The sequence below is a fragment of the Acinetobacter tandoii DSM 14970 = CIP 107469 genome, assembly GCF_000400735.1.
Lineage (GTDB): Bacteria > Pseudomonadota > Gammaproteobacteria > Pseudomonadales > Moraxellaceae > Acinetobacter > Acinetobacter tandoii.
In genome coordinates, this window is sequence record NZ_KE007365.1 from 248,945 (window position 1) to 265,696 (window position 16,752).

15 protein-coding genes and 2 pseudogenes are annotated in these 16,752 nt (G+C 40.5%); 6 read left to right on the top strand and 11 right to left on the bottom strand.

Annotated elements, in window-relative coordinates:
- Position 1 precedes the first annotated feature (1 nt).
- Positions 2-3,031, bottom strand: a complete 3,030-nt coding sequence (locus I593_RS05075; protein ID WP_016166501.1) for a type VI secretion system Vgr family protein — start codon at positions 3,029-3,031, stop codon at positions 2-4.
- A gap of 116 nt (positions 3,032-3,147) precedes the next feature.
- Here I593_RS05075 and I593_RS19940 point away from each other — a divergent pair.
- A pseudogene (locus I593_RS19940) lies at positions 3,148-3,344 on the top strand (transposase); the annotation flags it as partial.
- Here the strand turns inward: I593_RS19940 and I593_RS20805 are convergent.
- A pseudogene (locus tag I593_RS20805) lies at positions 3,334-3,522 on the bottom strand (IS982 family transposase); the annotation flags it as partial. The pseudogenes I593_RS19940 and I593_RS20805 overlap by 11 nt on opposite strands.
- A gap of 423 nt (positions 3,523-3,945) precedes the next feature.
- Between I593_RS20805 and mutS the strand changes: the two are divergent.
- The gene (gene mutS / locus I593_RS05085; protein ID WP_016166502.1) at positions 3,946-6,582 is read left to right on the top strand and encodes a DNA mismatch repair protein MutS; all 2,637 of its coding nucleotides are present in this window, start codon (positions 3,946-3,948) and stop codon (positions 6,580-6,582) included.
- A 58-nt stretch (positions 6,583-6,640) separates the two neighbouring features.
- Here the strand turns inward: mutS and I593_RS05090 are convergent, their stop codons facing one another.
- The gene (locus I593_RS05090) at positions 6,641-7,234 is read right to left on the bottom strand and encodes a GNAT family N-acetyltransferase (protein WP_016166503.1); all 594 of its coding nucleotides are present in this window, start codon (positions 7,232-7,234) and stop codon (positions 6,641-6,643) included.
- A gap of 19 nt (positions 7,235-7,253) precedes the next feature.
- Positions 7,254-7,889 (bottom strand): FMN-binding negative transcriptional regulator, encoded by a 636-nt coding sequence (locus I593_RS05095; RefSeq protein ID WP_016166504.1) that lies wholly within the window; start codon positions 7,887-7,889, stop codon positions 7,254-7,256.
- A gap of 116 nt (positions 7,890-8,005) precedes the next feature.
- Here I593_RS05095 and pdxR point away from each other — a divergent pair, with 116 nt between their 5' ends.
- The 4 genes from pdxR (at position 8,006) to I593_RS05115 (ending at position 11,892) form a co-directional block, all read left to right on the top strand.
- Positions 8,006-9,487 carry a MocR-like pyridoxine biosynthesis transcription factor PdxR gene (gene pdxR / locus I593_RS05100; protein ID WP_016166505.1) on the top strand — a complete coding sequence of 494 codons (1,482 nt, stop codon included), beginning with the start codon at positions 8,006-8,008 and terminating at the stop codon, positions 9,485-9,487.
- Positions 9,488-9,924: 437 nt separating this feature from the next.
- Positions 9,925-10,248, top strand: a complete 324-nt coding sequence (gene fdxA / locus I593_RS05105) for a ferredoxin FdxA (RefSeq protein ID WP_004938070.1) — start codon at positions 9,925-9,927, stop codon at positions 10,246-10,248.
- Between the two features lie 135 nt (positions 10,249-10,383).
- Complete coding sequence (locus I593_RS05110; protein WP_016166506.1) at positions 10,384-11,100, top strand: D-Ala-D-Ala carboxypeptidase family metallohydrolase; 717 nt, start codon at positions 10,384-10,386, stop codon at positions 11,098-11,100.
- Between the two features lie 126 nt (positions 11,101-11,226).
- A complete protein-coding gene (locus tag I593_RS05115) occupies positions 11,227-11,892 on the top strand; it encodes an O-methyltransferase (protein ID WP_016166507.1) in 666 nt (221 codons plus the stop codon).
- 127 nt (positions 11,893-12,019) lie between these two features.
- Here I593_RS05115 and I593_RS05120 read toward each other — a convergent pair whose 3' ends face one another.
- From I593_RS05120 to I593_RS05150, 7 genes are all read right to left on the bottom strand, one after another.
- A complete protein-coding gene (locus tag I593_RS05120) occupies positions 12,020-12,862 on the bottom strand; it encodes a universal stress protein (protein WP_016166508.1) in 843 nt (280 codons plus the stop codon).
- 122 nt (positions 12,863-12,984) lie between these two features.
- Positions 12,985-13,602: a DapH/DapD/GlmU-related protein gene (locus tag I593_RS05125; protein WP_016166509.1), complete on the bottom strand. Its 618-nt coding sequence runs from the start codon at positions 13,600-13,602 to the stop codon at positions 12,985-12,987.
- A complete protein-coding gene (locus I593_RS05130) occupies positions 13,595-14,191 on the bottom strand; it encodes an IMPACT family protein (protein ID WP_016166510.1) in 597 nt (198 codons plus the stop codon). The genes I593_RS05125 and I593_RS05130 overlap by 8 nt, the downstream gene beginning before the upstream one ends.
- 126 nt (positions 14,192-14,317) lie before the next feature.
- Positions 14,318-15,064: an LPS export ABC transporter ATP-binding protein gene (gene lptB, locus I593_RS05135; protein ID WP_016166511.1), complete on the bottom strand. Its 747-nt coding sequence runs from the start codon at positions 15,062-15,064 to the stop codon at positions 14,318-14,320.
- Positions 15,064-15,630, bottom strand: coding sequence for a lipopolysaccharide transport periplasmic protein LptA (gene lptA, locus I593_RS05140; RefSeq protein WP_016166512.1), 567 nt, complete (start codon positions 15,628-15,630; stop codon positions 15,064-15,066). Before lptA ends, lptB begins: the two co-directional genes overlap by 1 nt.
- Positions 15,614-16,168, bottom strand: coding sequence for an LPS export ABC transporter periplasmic protein LptC (gene lptC / locus I593_RS05145; RefSeq protein WP_016166513.1), 555 nt, complete (start codon positions 16,166-16,168; stop codon positions 15,614-15,616). The genes lptA and lptC overlap by 17 nt, the downstream gene beginning before the upstream one ends.
- 44 nt (positions 16,169-16,212) lie before the next feature.
- Positions 16,213-16,752, bottom strand: a complete 540-nt coding sequence (locus I593_RS05150) for a KdsC family phosphatase (RefSeq protein WP_016166514.1) — start codon at positions 16,750-16,752, stop codon at positions 16,213-16,215.

Consider the following 16,752-nt stretch of genomic DNA (forward strand, 5'->3'; position numbering starts at 1 on the left):
CTTATCCTCTAAAATTCATTAAATTCGGTAATGCTAAATTATTGTTGTTTTTAATCTGTGAATTTGATAATTCTTGAAATAATTGAATAGCACTAGTTCCATTTATATTCTTCATTTTTTTAATTTCATTTTTCATTTGAGTAGGATTTTGTAAGAGCTCTTTAAATTGAGTGTTAATAGTCTTTTGTAATCCTTTAGCCACATTATTTAGCCCGTCTGATGCTTTCTTTTTAACATCAAATTTAAGTTGATTATTAAATTCACTAGCAGGATCAAATGGATTTCTTTCATCTTTATCAAAAAGTATCTGTACACGCCCTGTCGCTAAACCTGAAACCAAAGCATACCCTTCTTTATTTAATTTCCCAGTAAATGTCTTACCTAATGAATCTACAACTGTGTAGTTAGACATAACACCCTGAGATAGTTCATATTTATTAAAAAGCTCTAAATTCCCAATTGTTTTTTTAGGTGGTGGCGGCAGATTAGATTTAGCACTAACACTTGCCCCAGATGTAAACACATGCTGCCCCGCCTTTACTTCAAACTTTCCACCCGTTTTGGGGAAAATTCCAGAATTATTCAGTGCAATCTGCGATGAACCACCTGTAATCAATACTTCTTTTGGGCTACTGATTTCAATGCGATCATCCGTCGAAGAAATTGTTATGCCTAGCTTGGCAAATACATCTAAAGCATCTGACTGTGCCTGAATCTCGACTTTACTCTGCGCTGCAATAGCTTTAATGCCACCTTGAGCAGCAAATAAACTGAGTTTGTTTTGTGCGTGTGCAATCAAATTCTTTTGCGTACTCAAGTTGATGCTATCGCCTGCAAACTGGTTAATTTGTCCATCAGCCGAGACATGAATGTCTGCATTTGTACTTAAACCAATCCCATCTGGCGAGTTTAATAAAAGCAAGGCTTTATTAAATTTAGCAATTTTTTGCTCTAACTGTTGTGCAAATTCTTTGAGTTGTTCAACCGATTCAATTTCATCCGTCTTTTGGTTTTTGGCAATATCACTCAAGGCTTTACTGTTAGTCTGACTACCCTCAAGTTGCTTTTTGGCAAGCTCTGAATCAAGGTGATCACCTTTTGCTTGGTCTTGTTTGTAAGTTGAGATGAGTAAGCCTTGTCCTGCACGTACTGCTCCCCATTGGTCAGTACGGAGTTCAAAGCCTTCTCCACGGTCTTCACTTTCTTCGGTGGCTTTGGGATGACTCAGTTTACCTAGGTTGAGTTGGCTTGCTGCATGACTGCTTTGCAACTGGGCACTAATTTGACCTGTGCTGTCATCAAATCGGAGCTGGTTAAAGCCCTCTCCCTGATATTCTTTAGATTTAATGCCTGCCAGTTTTTTGGTATCAGGGAGTTGTCCTGCATTATCAAATTTTGTAGGAGAACGCTGTGCTTCATGAAGACGCCCCACCACGAAAGGACGATCTATGTCTCCTTGAAAGAAGTCAATGACTACAATTTCCCCAATACGCGGCAAGAAACGTGCCCCGTAGCCTTCACCTGCCCATGGGGTCAGTACATCCACCCAAGCAGAGTCCGTATCGTTATCATTGCTGCCCGCGCCGCCATCATGCATATGGTCTTCATTTCTTGTGAATAAAAAGCGGACTTTGATGCGTCCCCATTCATCCACATGGATTTCTTCACCATTCGGTCCAACCACCTGAGCACGTTGCGGGTGGGCAGCTGGGCGATGCTGCTCAGGATGATAAGCGGGGACAGTTTTAATCTGTCGACGTTGTAAGCTCAGCAGATTGCCTTGGCGCTGTTCACTTGCAATGCTGCTTAGTGTAGACGTGAATTGCCAATGACTTTGTTGGAGAAGTTGCTCCAATTGCTGGTTTAAATCTTTAGGTAGGTTATTTTGGCTATAAAAGGTTTTTTCGGTAATGAGAAATTCTTTGTCTGCACCACTGTGTTGATTAATTTCAGGATGATCTTGCAGTTCAAACCAGTAACCCACATGAGCATCTCGCACCGTAGACTGGGCACAGAAATGCTTGGCTTGTGCATTGTAGTAGTCCGATAGCTGCTGGTTAAATTGTTCTAGTTGTGGATTGCCCGATGCTGTTGCACCATCCTCCCCATTCAGGTCTTGCATCCATGCGGGTGAAAAATGCCATGCTTGCTCTAGCCCTAAACTTGCAACATCATACTGCTCACTCTGCTGATGTTTGCTTTGTACACTGCCTGCACCATCATCTTGGGTCAGTGCATCAGCTTGCCAGCGCTGAACATGCACTGCTGTGGGCTGTAACTGGCGTTGTGCCTGCCAATCGATAATGCTATCTACGACTTGAACGGCACTACTCTGATGAAAGCGGATAAAACGTCGTGGCAGGACTTGGTAGTGCTGGTTATCATCAATTAAGCGTAGCTTTTGTGCTTGAATCGGTTGGTGAATTTGGGCAAGCAGTGTTTGTGCTTCATCAATCAGCCAACTCATCCCTTCACTTCTGAGTAGACGTGTCAGAAAGTCATAATCACTTTCATTGCTTTGCATGATGAAAGGTCGAATGTCATACTCTCGGCTCAGCCCTGCTAAATCAAGGCTCAGGCTTGCCGCAAATAGCGGACTTTTTTGTTGCCACTCTTGGAACAGTATGTTGACCACATCCACCACATTTTTATTCATAAACACACGACTGTTACAGCGTTGTTTCCATAATGTGGTCGGGTCTTCAAGTGTGAGGCGATATAAGGTCAGTGCACCATCGCTTGCTCCAGCTTGAGCTTGGGTGATGATACCTGTGATACGGCTCAATTGGCCTGTGTCAGTCACTTGGTCGATAGCAACCTGACAGCCAATAAACTGTTTTAGCGGAATAAATGCATGTGTCGACATGCAAATTAAACTGGCGGTTAGGCCTTGATTTAAGCCATGCGTCCCGTCTATTCGCTGTAAATAGACCTGCTGATTCAGCAACGCATTGGCAAACTGGATATGCAATACACGTTTTTGTGTAGTGAATCCTAGCTGTTCTAAAGCAGCATAAATATGATTCAACATAATGTTTTTAATAAATATAAAGTGGATGTCGTAATTATAAAGTTTGCCGTATAGTATAAAAATTTAGCGTTTTTGACCAGCGCCAAGCTGAATTTTATGGCACTTTATGACATAAATTGCGTACGATTACAGGCTTTATTAAGAACCTAATTAGGTTATGTGGTTTGACTTGGACAGCCCCAGATTACTCTAAACTTTGTATAAGACTAAAACATATTGATATTGCAATTAGCTATCAGAAAAGCAGTGATGGGCTTCATCTACTAGTGGACTCTGCTGGCTTGAGGTTTTTAGGTAAAAGGAATGGAAACGGCTCTGTTGTATAATGCGAGTTGATGTAATTGAATAAGGTGAACCATGCGCTGGTAACAAGGTAAATGCTCAAATAAGTGGTTATTATTGTGCTTTAAGGCGTCAAAGAATGCTTTGAAATTATTGAAATGAGAGCATTTGTACCACACAGTAATGAACACAATTTCAGAAAGGTGGAGTTAGTGCTGGATAATGACCTATAGTGATCTTTTTAAGCGAATTATCTATAGGGCTACAATATCTATATTTAAAACTTTTAACCCCTGTCTTAACTACAAGCCTACCCTCAAACCTGAATATTCACCTACATCAACTTTATCTTTATCGCCTGCTTTCATTTTTTCTATTGCACGCGTAGATAAAGCAACTTTTTTAGTTTCAACCTTTTCCAATATTTCATTTCTCTTTTGTTCATTGACCTGAATTTGCTACCATACGCACCTGAGTCAGTAGAGAACTAACTCGCTCACTCCGCCAAGATCTTTTACATGTTTATAGACGGTCTTTTTTCTACTTATAATGGAGTTTACAAATCATCATTTTTGTAGATTCTAAAATTTAACCCATATTTTATACGATTGAAACTTAAGGATTTCATATACATGAGCTTGCAAGACATCATAGCCAATATTGATTCACATACCCCTATGATGCAACAGTACTTAAAAGTCAAAATGCAGCATCCTCATGCCTTAATGTTTTATCGTATGGGTGATTTCTACGAACTTTTTTTTGACGATGCACATAAAGCAGCCAAACTACTCGGCATTACGCTCACCCATCGAGGCAAAACCAATGGCAATCCAATTCCAATGGCAGGCGTACCCTTTCATGCCGCAGAAGGTTATCTGGCGCGTTTAGTCAAAAAAGGCGAAACCGTTGTAATTTGCGAGCAAGTTGGCGAAGTCACAGGCAAAGGCCCTGTAGATCGTCAGGTGGTTCGTATTCTCACCCCTGGTACACTCACTGATGATGCCTTACTCAATAGTCATCAATCTTCGAATTTGGTTGCACTATGCTTACAGCAAAACCAAATTGGTATTGCCCTCCTTGACTTAAGTGCAGGTATTTTTAAAGTCCAACAACAAGATTTCAAGCTAGAACATCTGAGCATCGAACTGGCACGGCTGATGCCAAGTGAAATTCTGGTCGATGAAGATATTGTTGACCCCAATATTTTAGAACAAGTCAAAAAACAACTCGACTGTCCTGTGACTAAGCGCCCCAATGTAGACTTTAATTTAAATAATGCGCAAAAAACCTTGTGTGATCAGCTTGGGGTTTCAACGCTTTCTGGTTTTGGGATTGATCATTTGCCGTTGGCAAAAGCTGCGGCGGCCGCACTGATTCATTATGCCAAAGAAACACAAAAAACCGCATTGCCCCACATCCGAAGTATTCAGTTAGAACAAAGCAGTGACTTTATTGCACTTGATCCTGTGACACGTCGCAACTTAGAAATTGTGGATCCGTTATTCGAACATGGGACGTCATTATTTCAACTCATTAATGATTGCCAAACTGCTATGGGAAGTCGGTTATTAAGCCGAACCCTCATGCAACCACTACGCGATACAGCTCTACTTGATGCACGTCTTGACGCCATTCAAGCTTTTATTGATGGTTATCATGAAGCTCCTATTCGATTAGTCCTGAAAGAAATTGGGGACATTGAACGCGTGCTTAGCCGCGTTGCTCTAGGAAGCGCGCGTCCACGCGACTTGGTACAACTGCGTCAGGCGAGCGCCCAGCTTCCATTTTTACGCCATGCTTTAAACCCAGTTGTGACCAATCAGCAATCTCGATTGGTTCAACAGTTAAATGAGGAATTGGGTGATTTTAATGGTTTATACCAGCGCCTCCTCGCAGCAATTGTAGAAAATCCACCTGTGCTGTTACGTGATGGCAATGTCATAGCAGAAGGGTTTGACAGTGAACTGGATGAATTACGCAAAATACGTGACCATGCTGGGCAGTTCCTGATCGATTTAGAAATTAAAGAGCGTGAACAATCGGGTATTCCTACCCTGAAAATCGGCTATAACCGTGTCAGTGGCTATTACATAGAGTTAACTCGTGCTCAGGCAGAACAGGCACCCGAACACTATATTCGCCGTCAGACCCTCAAAAATGCCGAACGCTATATCACGCCAGAACTGAAAAGTTTTGAAGATAAAGTGTTATCCAGTGAATCTCGTGCTTTAGCGCGTGAAAAAATGCTATTTGAAATGCTTTTAGATGAGCTACGTCAAGATATTGCAAATTTACAAGTTATGAGCGCAGCCATCGCTCAAATTGATTTGCTCAGTAACTTTGCACATCAAGCCCGTTTAAGAAACTGGTCTCGACCCGAATTTAGCCCAGAAATGGGCATCAAAATTATGGCGGGTCGTCATCCTGTAGTCGAAGCATTAAGTAAAACTGCATTTACGCCGAATGACACCCATTTGGATTATGCACATCGCATGGCAATTATCACTGGTCCTAACATGGGTGGTAAATCGACCTTTATGCGTCAGACCGCATTAATTAGTTTACTGGCTTATTGTGGTAGTTTTGTCCCTGCGCAGTCCGCTACATTAGGTCCGATTGACCGTATTTTTACCCGTATTGGGTCTGCCGATGATTTATCGACAGGCAAATCGACCTTTATGGTGGAAATGACCGAAACTTCGCAAATTCTGCATCATGCCACCAACCAATCCTTGGTGCTCATGGATGAAGTGGGTCGTGGAACCAGTACCTATGACGGCTTGTCCTTGGCTTGGGCTTGTGTTTTAGACCTAAGTAAACGAGTGAAATGCTTATGCTTGTTTGCCACCCATTACTTTGAACTGACTGAACTGAGTAAAGAATCGGGCATTTACAATTATCATGTCAGCGCCAAAGAACTGAATGGTAATTTGATTTTGCTGCATAAAGTACAACAAGGTCCTGCCAGTCAGAGTCATGGCCTACAAGTCGCAAAATTAGCGGGTATTCCTACGAATGTGATTAAAGAAGCGCAAAACCGTTTAAGAATTTTAGAGCGCCAACAGCAACAGCACGTCAATACGGCGGTACAACGTGATTTATTTGCACCTGCCGTGCAAGCGGAGCCTAATATTATTGAACGCGTTGTTGAAGTTGAAAAAGTCTCTCCAGCACTGGAAATTTTAAAAGCGTTAGATGTCGATAACCTAACCCCACGTGAAGCTTTACAGCATTTGTATCAACTGAAAGAACAATTAGAAAGTTAAGCTTTTAAAAAAGGTCGGTTGAATATCACCGACCTTTTCATTTTGAGCATCACTTCACTCATCGAGATTGCTCAAGTTTCCACGTTAAGTTTTGTTGTACGGCAGGCCATTCATTTTTCAAAATACTGTATACATAGGTATCACGTAAAATATCATCCTGCACGATTTGATGGCTTCTTAACACACCATCTAATTTCGCCCCTAAGCGTTCAATTGCAGCACGACTTTTCAAATTAAAAGACGATGTTCTGAACTCAACGGCAATACAGTTTAATATTTCAAATGCATGCTTAAGCAGTAATTGCTTCGCCTCTGTATTCACAGCACTCCGCTGAACAGATTGTCTATACCATGTTGAACCAATTTCCACGCGACGATGTTCAGCAACCACGTTCATATAGCTGGTCATGCCAAGGATCTGACCACTGTGCTGTTCAATCACCACAAAGGGCAACATACTTCCCCTCTGCTGCAACTCAAGTCGTCTTTTTATCTCGCTATGTATAAGTTCAGGTTTAGGAATAAAGGTATACCAAAGTTTCCAGAGTTCACCATCACACACAGCTTCTCTCAGTGCTAACTCATGCTCTAAACTTAAGGGTTCCAATTTAATGTTTTTACCCACCAAAGTGACTGGCTTTAACCACGACATGTTTCATCTTCCTTTAGAGTTAATTTTTGGATGCTGCCACTTGGTACATTGCTTTGCTTATCTCCCGCTGTCCTGTTGTAGATAATGCATGTGCGACACCCACTATATCTCGATGCTCTTTATTCTGCCCCAATTTGGATTTGCCCTGAATTTTGGTAATTTCAATCTCTATCCCCACGATGGCTTTTAACATCGTTTCTATATAATCTTTTGGCGCATCTGACATTTTCCATGGTTCAGCTTGCATGGCTTCATGGGTACGGGTTAAACGTGCCACCACTCCACGTACATAACGCTCATCATCACGTATTTTCAACTTGCCATGCGCATGAACTACTCGATAGTTCCAAGTCGGTACTTGCTGGTGATGCTCTTGTTTACTCGGATACCATTGTGGCGAAATATAGACATCACCTGCTCGAAAGACTACCAGCACTTCATCACCATCTTGAACTTCTTGCCAAACTGGATTTTTCCTTGCTACATGTGCATGCAGTACACCCAATTCAGTCACCTCAGTATCAAGTTCAAAAGGCAGATGATTCGCATCTAAACCACTTTGCCCATGCGTTAGCAAAATTCCCAAAGGATATTGTTGTATGAGTTCATGCAGGATATCTATTTGTGTTTCTTCAAATTCTGCGGGGACGTACATGGTCTATAACTCCTCTTATGTTCCTAATCTCAGTCTGTATTTCCTGTTGTAAATTTTCAGTTTTAATTGGAATATAAAAAAGAACCAGTTTATCTAAATTTTAGTAGACCAGAATTATGGCAAGAATGACCAAAGTAATAGATCTTCCATCCATGACAAAACTGAATAAGGCGAATGGACAGATCAGCACCCAACTCATTCACATTTTTAGAGCAGCCGTTCAACAGGGTGATTTACAATCTGGTGATGCCTTACCCTCTTCCCGTGAGCTAGCACAAACATTAAATGTTGCCCGGGGTACTGTGATTGAAGCTTATGAGCAACTTATCGCAGAAGGTGTATTTGAATCTCATGCCCGAAAAGGGACTTTTGTTTCACAAACTTTAAACCATTCGACTACAGAGACGTTAAAAAGAGAAAAACAAGAAACCGACATCCCGCTTACATCAGCTGCACAAGCATTTGCAGAAATACTCAAAGAATTTAGACCATTACCGCATCGACCTTTTGCCGTTTCTGTGCCCACAGGCCGTACTCAACCGAATGATATGTGGCGGAAATATGGCAATCAATACCGTGCCCGTGGCATTGCAGCTCCGTCAGGTTATGATGATCCGCAAGGCATATTGTCTCTACGCATTGCTATTGCTGATTATGTTCGGCGTTCGCGTTCTGTGCATTGTGACCCTGAACAAATTGTGATTACTAGCGGAATCCAACAAGCACTTTATATTTGCAGTCATATTTTATTCAATGCGAATGATACTGTTTGGGTTGAAGATCCTGCTTATCGTGGAACTACAGCCATACTTGAGCATTCATTACATCATTTAAAAATCATACGTGTACCTGTTGATGAAGAAGGCATTCAAGTCAATATAGGTCGTACACTTGCTGAAAATGCACGTGCTGCATTTGTCACCCCTTCTCATCAATATCCAATCGGTATGCCCATGAGCTTAGCGAGACGAACTGCATTACTCGCATGGGCAAAACAGCAGAACGCTTGGATTATTGAAGATGATTATGACAGCGAACTCCGTTACAGTGGCCAACCGTTTCCTGCACTACAAGGCATGGCATCGGATCAAGTCATATATTTGGGTACGTTTAGCAAAGTCCTGTTTCCATCATTACGTTTAGGTTATGCCATTCTGCCAAAAAAGCTGGTTGCTTCATTTTGTGGGCTAAGAGCATTGATTGACCGTCACCCACCATCAGCAGATCAGCATGTATTGGCAGCCTTTATTCAAGAAGGTCATTTAGAACGACATATTCGGCGTATACGAAAAGTTTATGCAGAAAATCGTCTGCAATTAATTAATATGATAGAACGCCATATTCCAAAACACCTTGGCTTTTTACAGTCAGGCGATCAGGGTATGCATATGTTGCTATGGCTAGCCGATCATTTAGATGACCGCGCTATTGCCCAATCAGCACTTGATTCAGGAATATCCATTAAAGCCGTTTCACCCACTTATTCAAATCAAACGAAACGTTCTGGACTTATACTTGGATTGGGAGACTTTGATATTCAACAAATGGAACGCGCTGTAACTCAGTTGGCAAAAATCATTCAACACCATGACAGATAAAAAAATGAAAGAGACTATTGAAGCTTATCGTGCCTTATTGAATCGGTATTCTTAAATTGAATAGGTACTTTTGTTTGAATGGACCATTTTTTAATGGTATATCGATGACTTTCTAGGCAAAAAATTAAGAATTTAATCCTTCAAGTACTTACTCCAAATTTGAAATTTTTCATTTCCAATATGCTCTGTAATTTTATTACGCCATAATACGAAAACCAAAAAACATCGTAAAATACTGTTTTTTATAATTTATTTTATAAATTAGCAATATTTATTTCATTTTCTCAAATATATTGTTGCTATCAATTATCATTTACTTAAATGTATTTCACGCATTTAAATAACAAATATCAATAAAAGCAATTGTTAGTTATCCCCATTTTTGCCTAAAATACTGCATGAGTAATTAAAACCATATTATTTAGGTAGCTGTCGCCATGACCTTTGTTGTCACTGAAAACTGTATTAAATGTAAATATCAAGACTGTGTAGAAGTTTGCCCTGTTGACTGTTTCTACGAAGGTCCTAACTTCTTGGTGATTAACCCAGATGAATGTATCGACTGTGCATTATGCGAACCAGAATGCCCTGCAAATGCAATTTTCTCTGAAGATGAGTTGCCAGAAGGTCAAGAAGTATTTATCGAACTAAATGCAGAACTTGCACAAAAATGGCCAAACATTACTCAAATTGGTGACCAACCTGCCGACCGTGAAGAATGGAATGGTAAGGCAGACAAGTTACAATATCTTGAAAAATAAGCCATAAAAAAAGATCAGCAATTGCTGATCTTTTTTTATACCAAAAACACACATTTGATTGCAAATTTTCCAAATTTGCTCCCCCCTTTTCGATTAAAATAAGCACCTATATTTCTAAGCATTTGATTTTCATACATGAAGCAATTTTTCAAGGGCGTGCTCAGTTTGAGTATCATCCCTCTGGTTATGATCGGATGTAGTTCATCTCCTCATAAATCTGGGCAAGGCACACCTCATGGAAAACGGATTTTCATTCCTCACGAACGTGTAAGCGTCGAACGCCCAATCCCTCCTAAAATTATTCCATATACCTATAATAGTTGGGTCGCTGCCAGTGATAACTTGCGACGCGTACGTGAATATGAAGTTTTCCTAGAAAAAAATAATGTCGGGAATATTATTCCGACTTTTGAATTATTACGTACCGCGCGCGACTGGCAAAAGTGTGGGCGTTCTCAATATATGATTCCAACTCGTGAGTTGTGGGCAAATCAGATCCCCACACTTAAAGTTTTTAAATATCTTGTCGCATCCAAAGTATTAACAGACTTTGAAGTCACGTCTGTTTACCGTGACTTAACGCTAAACCAATGTGCTGGTGGTGCAAGCTCTTCACGCCACTTGTTTAATTCAGCAATCGACTTCCGTATTGGCCCCGAATATCCACAATCAGAAGATTACACTTTTATTGAAAATACCAAATTTAAGCTGTGTCAGTTCTGGGAACAATATGGTCAAAGTCTCAATATGGGTCTAGGCTTGTATGCTTCTGGACAAATCCATATTGATACTCAAGGCTTTCGTACTTGGGGGCCAGATTTAAGTCGTTCCTCATCCATGTGTAATTATTAACATGTATTCCATGACAGAGGTCTAAACACCTCTGTTTTTTATTTTCAGTGATTAATATTCTGAGAGAATTGAACTCTGTCTAGAAATGTTTAAAATGCACTGATTCGATATTTAGGCGCTAAGATTATGCAAGAAATGTGGTCAGAGATTGATGATTTTATCGATTCACATTTAATTCCTGAAGACCCAATTCTGTTACAAACACTTGAAAATACGGCTCAAAAAGGTTTTCCTGATCATCTAGCTGTTGCTCCTAATCAAGGCATGTTGTTGCAAATGCTTATTCAAATGAATCAATGTAAACGTGTCCTAGAGCTTGGCACATTTGCAGCTTACAGTACTATGTGGCTAGCACGTGCACTGCCTCAAGATGGTTATATCCTTACCATTGAAGGCCGTGATACTCATGCAGCATTAGGTCAAGAAAATATTGACCGCGCGAATTTGCCACAAACCATTGAACTGAAAGTCGGACGCGCTGCTGACGTACTTAAAGCACTTCCAGCAGATTTTGAACCTTTTGATTTTATTTTTATTGATGCAGATAAACAAAGCTATCCCGAATACTTAGAACTCAGCTTAGACTTATCTCACTCAGGCACCATCATTGTGCTCGATAATGTGATTCGTGCTGGTGATATTGTAAATCCAGAAAATCATAAGCCAAGTATAGAAGGTATTCGAGAAACTTTTGTGCGTTTAAAAAACCATCCAAGATTGCTGTCTTGCACAGCGTTACAGACGGTTGGCAGTAAAGGGCATGATGGTTTTGCAATTGCGATTGTAAAATAGCAACCAAAGCACAAAAAACACTCTATTGTATTTTTAATTTAAAATACAAGTATTTACAACTATTGTCCATATAGTTATCCACATATAATGCGGATAACTATAAATTTACGTAATCCATTCTAAATTCTTATTTTGCAACCAAGAGTGGAACTGTTGAATTTCTGAATATTGTGGTGGTAATACTTCCCAAAAAGAATTGGTGAATCTTGCTGTGGCTAAATGCACCCATAACCACTAATTTAATATCATGTTCTCGCTGATATTCCAAGATGTTTTCTGAAACATCGCCATAACGGTATTCAACAACAACATCTAAACCCGCATCTCTTAAGAACTGTGAGGGTTCATTTAAAATTTCAGGATGATCTCCAACATAAAGCAAATGACATTGTAACAAGCGCAATAAATCACTTTGCGCAATTCGATGCATCATCTTGGTACAGGTAGGAGAATATTCATAAGCAAAAATAAAGCGAGTCGGCGGTACAAACTTCTCTCCAACTGTTAGTACAGTACTACTTACACCACGAATAAAGTTTTCAACATTGCCACCAATGGGTTTATTCCGCTCTGCCGAGCGCTCACCCACCCGACCAATCACAGCAATATCATCTTCTTTAAGTACATGAAAACTTTGTTCTAGAAAGTCCCCTTTTTCCTGAATATGTGTCGTATCTAAACCATATTTATCTTTGACCATTTCAGAAATATGATTCAGTAGGTTGTTGCTATAATCGAGTGCGAGTTGGCTTTGTTTCTGCTCAAGTTCTGCCAGCTCTTTGAGTAACATTGCATTACTTTCAAAACCAATGACTCCGCTAATTTCACCTAAATGGTAACTGGCAGGATAGTAATCCAACACTTGTAATAACACGAGTTCGCGTTGTGTTTGTTTTGCAATCCAAGCTGCTGCTTCTGCGACAGCATTGATGCAGGGAGAAGAATCTATACACGCTATTACCCGTTTCATTGTTCGCCTCTCAATTAGTCTCTAGGGACTATAGGTCTAGTTGTTGTATCTAAACTTAGCACATCTAGTGATGAGTTGGCATCTTTTGTGTAACCGAGATTGATGAAAAATATACAATTATTCTATTCACGGTAACGAATAAAGCGGGCTGGATTACCTGCTACAACTTCTCTTTCCCCGATATCTTTGGTGACCATACTTTGCATTCCAACAATTGCATAATCCCCTATCTTGACACCATCTTTTACCCCAACATGTGCACCTAACCAAACATCACGCCCAATTTCAATTCCTTGTGAGCGTACAGGTTGTTGGTAAATAGGTTGGTCTAGTTGCATGCCATGATCAAAAGCATAAAGATGACTGTAAGCAGCTATACGCACCTGATCATGCAATTTAATCCCGACTCGCCCACCATCTAAAATACAGTGATGATTAATCGCAACTTCATTACCAATGTCCAGTGGTCCATGCAAGGTACAATCTGCGGCAATAAAACAATTATCACCAATCTTGATGGTACGTCCACGCTCCGCAAAAATATGGGCCAATGGAGAAATAAAACAGTTCTTGCCAATCTCAACCGTTTCCATTTCTCTCAAATATTGTTGATATTCATTTTGCCATTGTTCCGCCCATGCACGATGTTTCGGCTTTAAAGTCCAGTAAAGCCAAGGCATGTAATTAAGTCGGTGTTTATGCTGTTCACGATATTTCAGTAATGGATCTGGCTCAGTCATGCTGTTCTTCCACTAACTTAAGTTGTTCACGACCACGAGTGACATCCCGAATTTTGTCTGCCAATTCTGGAATTTGGTGAACTTGTAACTGTAGCTCGACAACAACTCCCTCCGCAGTATATTGCTCTTGAAAATCAATTCCCTGATGTTGCATTTCATATTTAAAGATCGACCACTCCGAAAACTGACAACCAAAATATGCCTTTTTCTTCTCGATTAATTCAATTTTCTCTGCTAGAAGTAAACATTGTCCCGCACTACCGCCATAGGCACGTACCAAACCACCTGTGCCCAACTTTATTCCGCCATACCAGCGGTTTACGAGTACTAGCACATTCGTCAGCTCATTGCCTTCTATCGTTGCCAATATAGGGCGTCCCGCTGTACCGGAAGGTTCACCATCATCATTAAAGCGAACCTGATGCCCAATTTTCCATGCCCAACATTGATGAGTCGTCGTGATATCTTTGTTTACTTCAAGAAAAGTTTTTACAGCCTCTTCATTTTCGACAGGAACAGCTATCGCTTGAAAACGGCTTTTCTTTATTTCTTCTTCATAACTGACTTGGGCTGCGATAGTGAATGGCATATTCAAAGATAACTAACAGGAATAGCTCAATTGTAACGTGTTTCAATTCCCAACCTAAACACGAGTTGATAAAAAACCCCCATATATATGGAGGTTTTTCTCTTAAAGATTATTCAGCGTTTAAGCTTAAACCATGAAATCTTCACCCAAGTAAACCTGACGAACGGTTTCATTTTCTAAAATTTCTTGTGGCGTACCTTCCGCAATTACGGAACCTTCACTCACAATATAAGCGCGTTCACAAATTGCCAAAGTCTCACGCACGTTGTGATCGGTAATGAGTACACCAATACCACGATCTTTAAGCGTACGAATAATGTCTTTAATGTCATTTACAGAAATTGGATCGACCCCTGCAAATGGCTCATCTAACAGCATGAATTTAGGATCTGCAGCTAAGGCACGGGCGATTTCAGCACGACGGCGCTCACCACCCGAAACACTCATCCCTAACGAGTCTTTAATGTGGGTAATTTTAAAATCCGCCAATAACTCTGTTAAACGCTGTTGTCGTTGCTGCTTATTTAGATCTTTGCGGGTTTCTAAAATTGCCATAATATTTTCAGAAATCGTTAATTTTCTGAAAATTGAGGCTTCTTGCGGTAAATAACCAATGCCTTTACGTGCACGTTCATGCATGGCAAGGTCAGACATATCCAAATCATCCAGATGGATCTCGCCTTTATCCATACGCACCAGTCCAACCACCATATAGAAACTGGTTGTTTTACCCGCGCCATTCGGACCGAGCAAACCTACAATTTGCCCACTTTGCATACTAAAGGAAACGTCTTTTACAACCCAACGTTTACTATAGTTCTTCGCAAGGTGCTTAATACAAAGGGTTTGTGTTGCAGTCTCAACATGATCCATTAATCACGCGCTCCTGGGAAGGATTTAGTACTTGAAGGCGGAATCACAATTTGTACACGACCAGACGATGAACCTGTGCTATTTGGTGTTCCTGTCGCTTCAATATCACCCTTATTCATGCTGTATTTTAATGTGTTACCACGAATACTCGCACCATCTTGTTCTAATAGCGCACCACCAGACATGGTGATGATACCTGTTTCCGCATTATAAACAATTTTTTGTGCCTGCCCTTTAGCTAAGCCTTTATTGGCATCTAGCTGTTGCTGGAAGCGCGCAGGGCCGCCTGTGGCAGTAATTGAACTTATCTGCTTTTTCTGATTAAGATTGGCAACAATTGAGTTTGCTTGTAAACGCATCGTACCTTGTTCAATAATCACATTGCCAGAGTAAGTCGTTACCCCTGTTTTTTCGTTAAAAGTCGCACGGTCTGCCACCAAAGAAATTGGTTGATTGCGATCCGAAGGAATTGCAAAAGCACTAGATGCCGCAACAATTGCTATACTGAGTACAACTGCTTTTTTAAGGAAAGCTTTATAAGCTTGAAACTTAAGATTTTGGTTCATACTTTCCTCGAATATTAAAAAATTCGTATTGACCATCATTTAAATTGGCTTTCAATCCCTGACTGACAAACTCTGCTTGTGGAGATTGCACGGTCACTTGATGGTTTGTTTCTATAACTCGGGTTTGCGGGAACGCCGTCAGCTCATCAGTTAAAAACTGCATTTTCCCCTGCCCTTGATCTAATAATTTGGTAGCAACGACCTGTTGAGACAAAACAACTTTTTTATTGTCTTCATAACCATTCGCTTGCTTAGCAAAAAATGTCGCATTTACAGCGCCATCTTTATACATTGAAGCATTCAAGTTCTCGAGCTTAGTGGTTTGTTTTTGCATATCCTGCTCAAGTCGATCAACTTGAGCACGAATATATAAATTTCCTGCATCATCGGTTTGGGTTAAATTAATTTTTTCTGCGGAATACGTCATACTTCGCGCAGATGCAGTTTCTAATTTATTCCCTTTACCACTGTAATAGTAATAACCACCACTTACAGCAGCAATTGCAATCGCCGTGACATATAAAACTTTGGTATCCATAAGTGTGGTTCTTCACTAAAAACAATTATGTACGTATATGAGCATTAATGCGGGATTGTAATAAATTTTTCAAGTAGCTCTTGGTAAGTCCCTTTCGCCATTAACAGCATGTCGCAAACTTCACGTACTGCACCACGACCACCCATCGCTTGTGTGACTAAATCAGCGCGACGACGTACTTCAACATGACCATTCGGCACTGTGACTTTCATCCCTGCGATAGCAAAGGCTGAAAGATCAGGCCAGTCATCACCCATATATAAACAATCATCTGGTGAAAGATTAAGCTGAGCACATGCCTCACGCAAAGCTGCACCTTTATCTTCACGCCCTTGAAAAACTAAGTCGACACCTAAATCTGACATTCGCTTTTCTACAATATTACTTTTACGGCCAGTGATAATAATCACTTTCATACCAGACTTTTGTACCAACTTCATGCCTAAACCATCACGAATATCAAAGGATTTAATTTCATCCCCCGAATTGGTTAAAGTCACAAAACCATCACTTAAAATACCATCGACATCTAATACGAGCGCTTGAATATGACGTGCTTGTTCTAATAAAACATAAGATGCCAT

What these genes read in the sequence shown, in the direction of transcription:
- I593_RS05075 (WP_016166501.1), bottom strand. Translation starts at nt 3,031, where the DNA reads ATGTTGAATCATATTTATGCTGCTTTAGAACAGCTAGGATTCACTACA.
- mutS (WP_016166502.1), top strand. Translation starts at nt 3,946, where the DNA reads ATGAGCTTGCAAGACATCATAGCCAATATTGATTCACATACCCCTATG.
- I593_RS05090 (WP_016166503.1), bottom strand. Translation starts at nt 7,234, where the DNA reads ATGTCGTGGTTAAAGCCAGTCACTTTGGTGGGTAAAAACATTAAATTG.
- I593_RS05095 (WP_016166504.1), bottom strand. Translation starts at nt 7,889, where the DNA reads ATGTACGTCCCCGCAGAATTTGAAGAAACACAAATAGATATCCTGCAT.
- pdxR (WP_016166505.1), top strand. Translation starts at nt 8,006, where the DNA reads ATGGCAAGAATGACCAAAGTAATAGATCTTCCATCCATGACAAAACTG.
- fdxA (WP_004938070.1), top strand. Translation starts at nt 9,925, where the DNA reads ATGACCTTTGTTGTCACTGAAAACTGTATTAAATGTAAATATCAAGAC.
- I593_RS05110 (WP_016166506.1), top strand. Translation starts at nt 10,384, where the DNA reads ATGAAGCAATTTTTCAAGGGCGTGCTCAGTTTGAGTATCATCCCTCTG.
- I593_RS05115 (WP_016166507.1), top strand. Translation starts at nt 11,227, where the DNA reads ATGCAAGAAATGTGGTCAGAGATTGATGATTTTATCGATTCACATTTA.
- I593_RS05120 (WP_016166508.1), bottom strand. Translation starts at nt 12,862, where the DNA reads ATGAAACGGGTAATAGCGTGTATAGATTCTTCTCCCTGCATCAATGCT.
- I593_RS05125 (WP_016166509.1), bottom strand. Translation starts at nt 13,602, where the DNA reads ATGACTGAGCCAGATCCATTACTGAAATATCGTGAACAGCATAAACAC.
- I593_RS05130 (WP_016166510.1), bottom strand. Translation starts at nt 14,191, where the DNA reads ATGCCATTCACTATCGCAGCCCAAGTCAGTTATGAAGAAGAAATAAAG.
- lptB (WP_016166511.1), bottom strand. Translation starts at nt 15,064, where the DNA reads ATGGATCATGTTGAGACTGCAACACAAACCCTTTGTATTAAGCACCTT.
- lptA (WP_016166512.1), bottom strand. Translation starts at nt 15,630, where the DNA reads ATGAACCAAAATCTTAAGTTTCAAGCTTATAAAGCTTTCCTTAAAAAA.
- lptC (WP_016166513.1), bottom strand. Translation starts at nt 16,168, where the DNA reads ATGGATACCAAAGTTTTATATGTCACGGCGATTGCAATTGCTGCTGTA.
- I593_RS05150 (WP_016166514.1), bottom strand. Translation starts at nt 16,752, where the DNA reads ATGGCATCTTATGTTTTATTAGAACAAGCACGTCATATTCAAGCGCTC.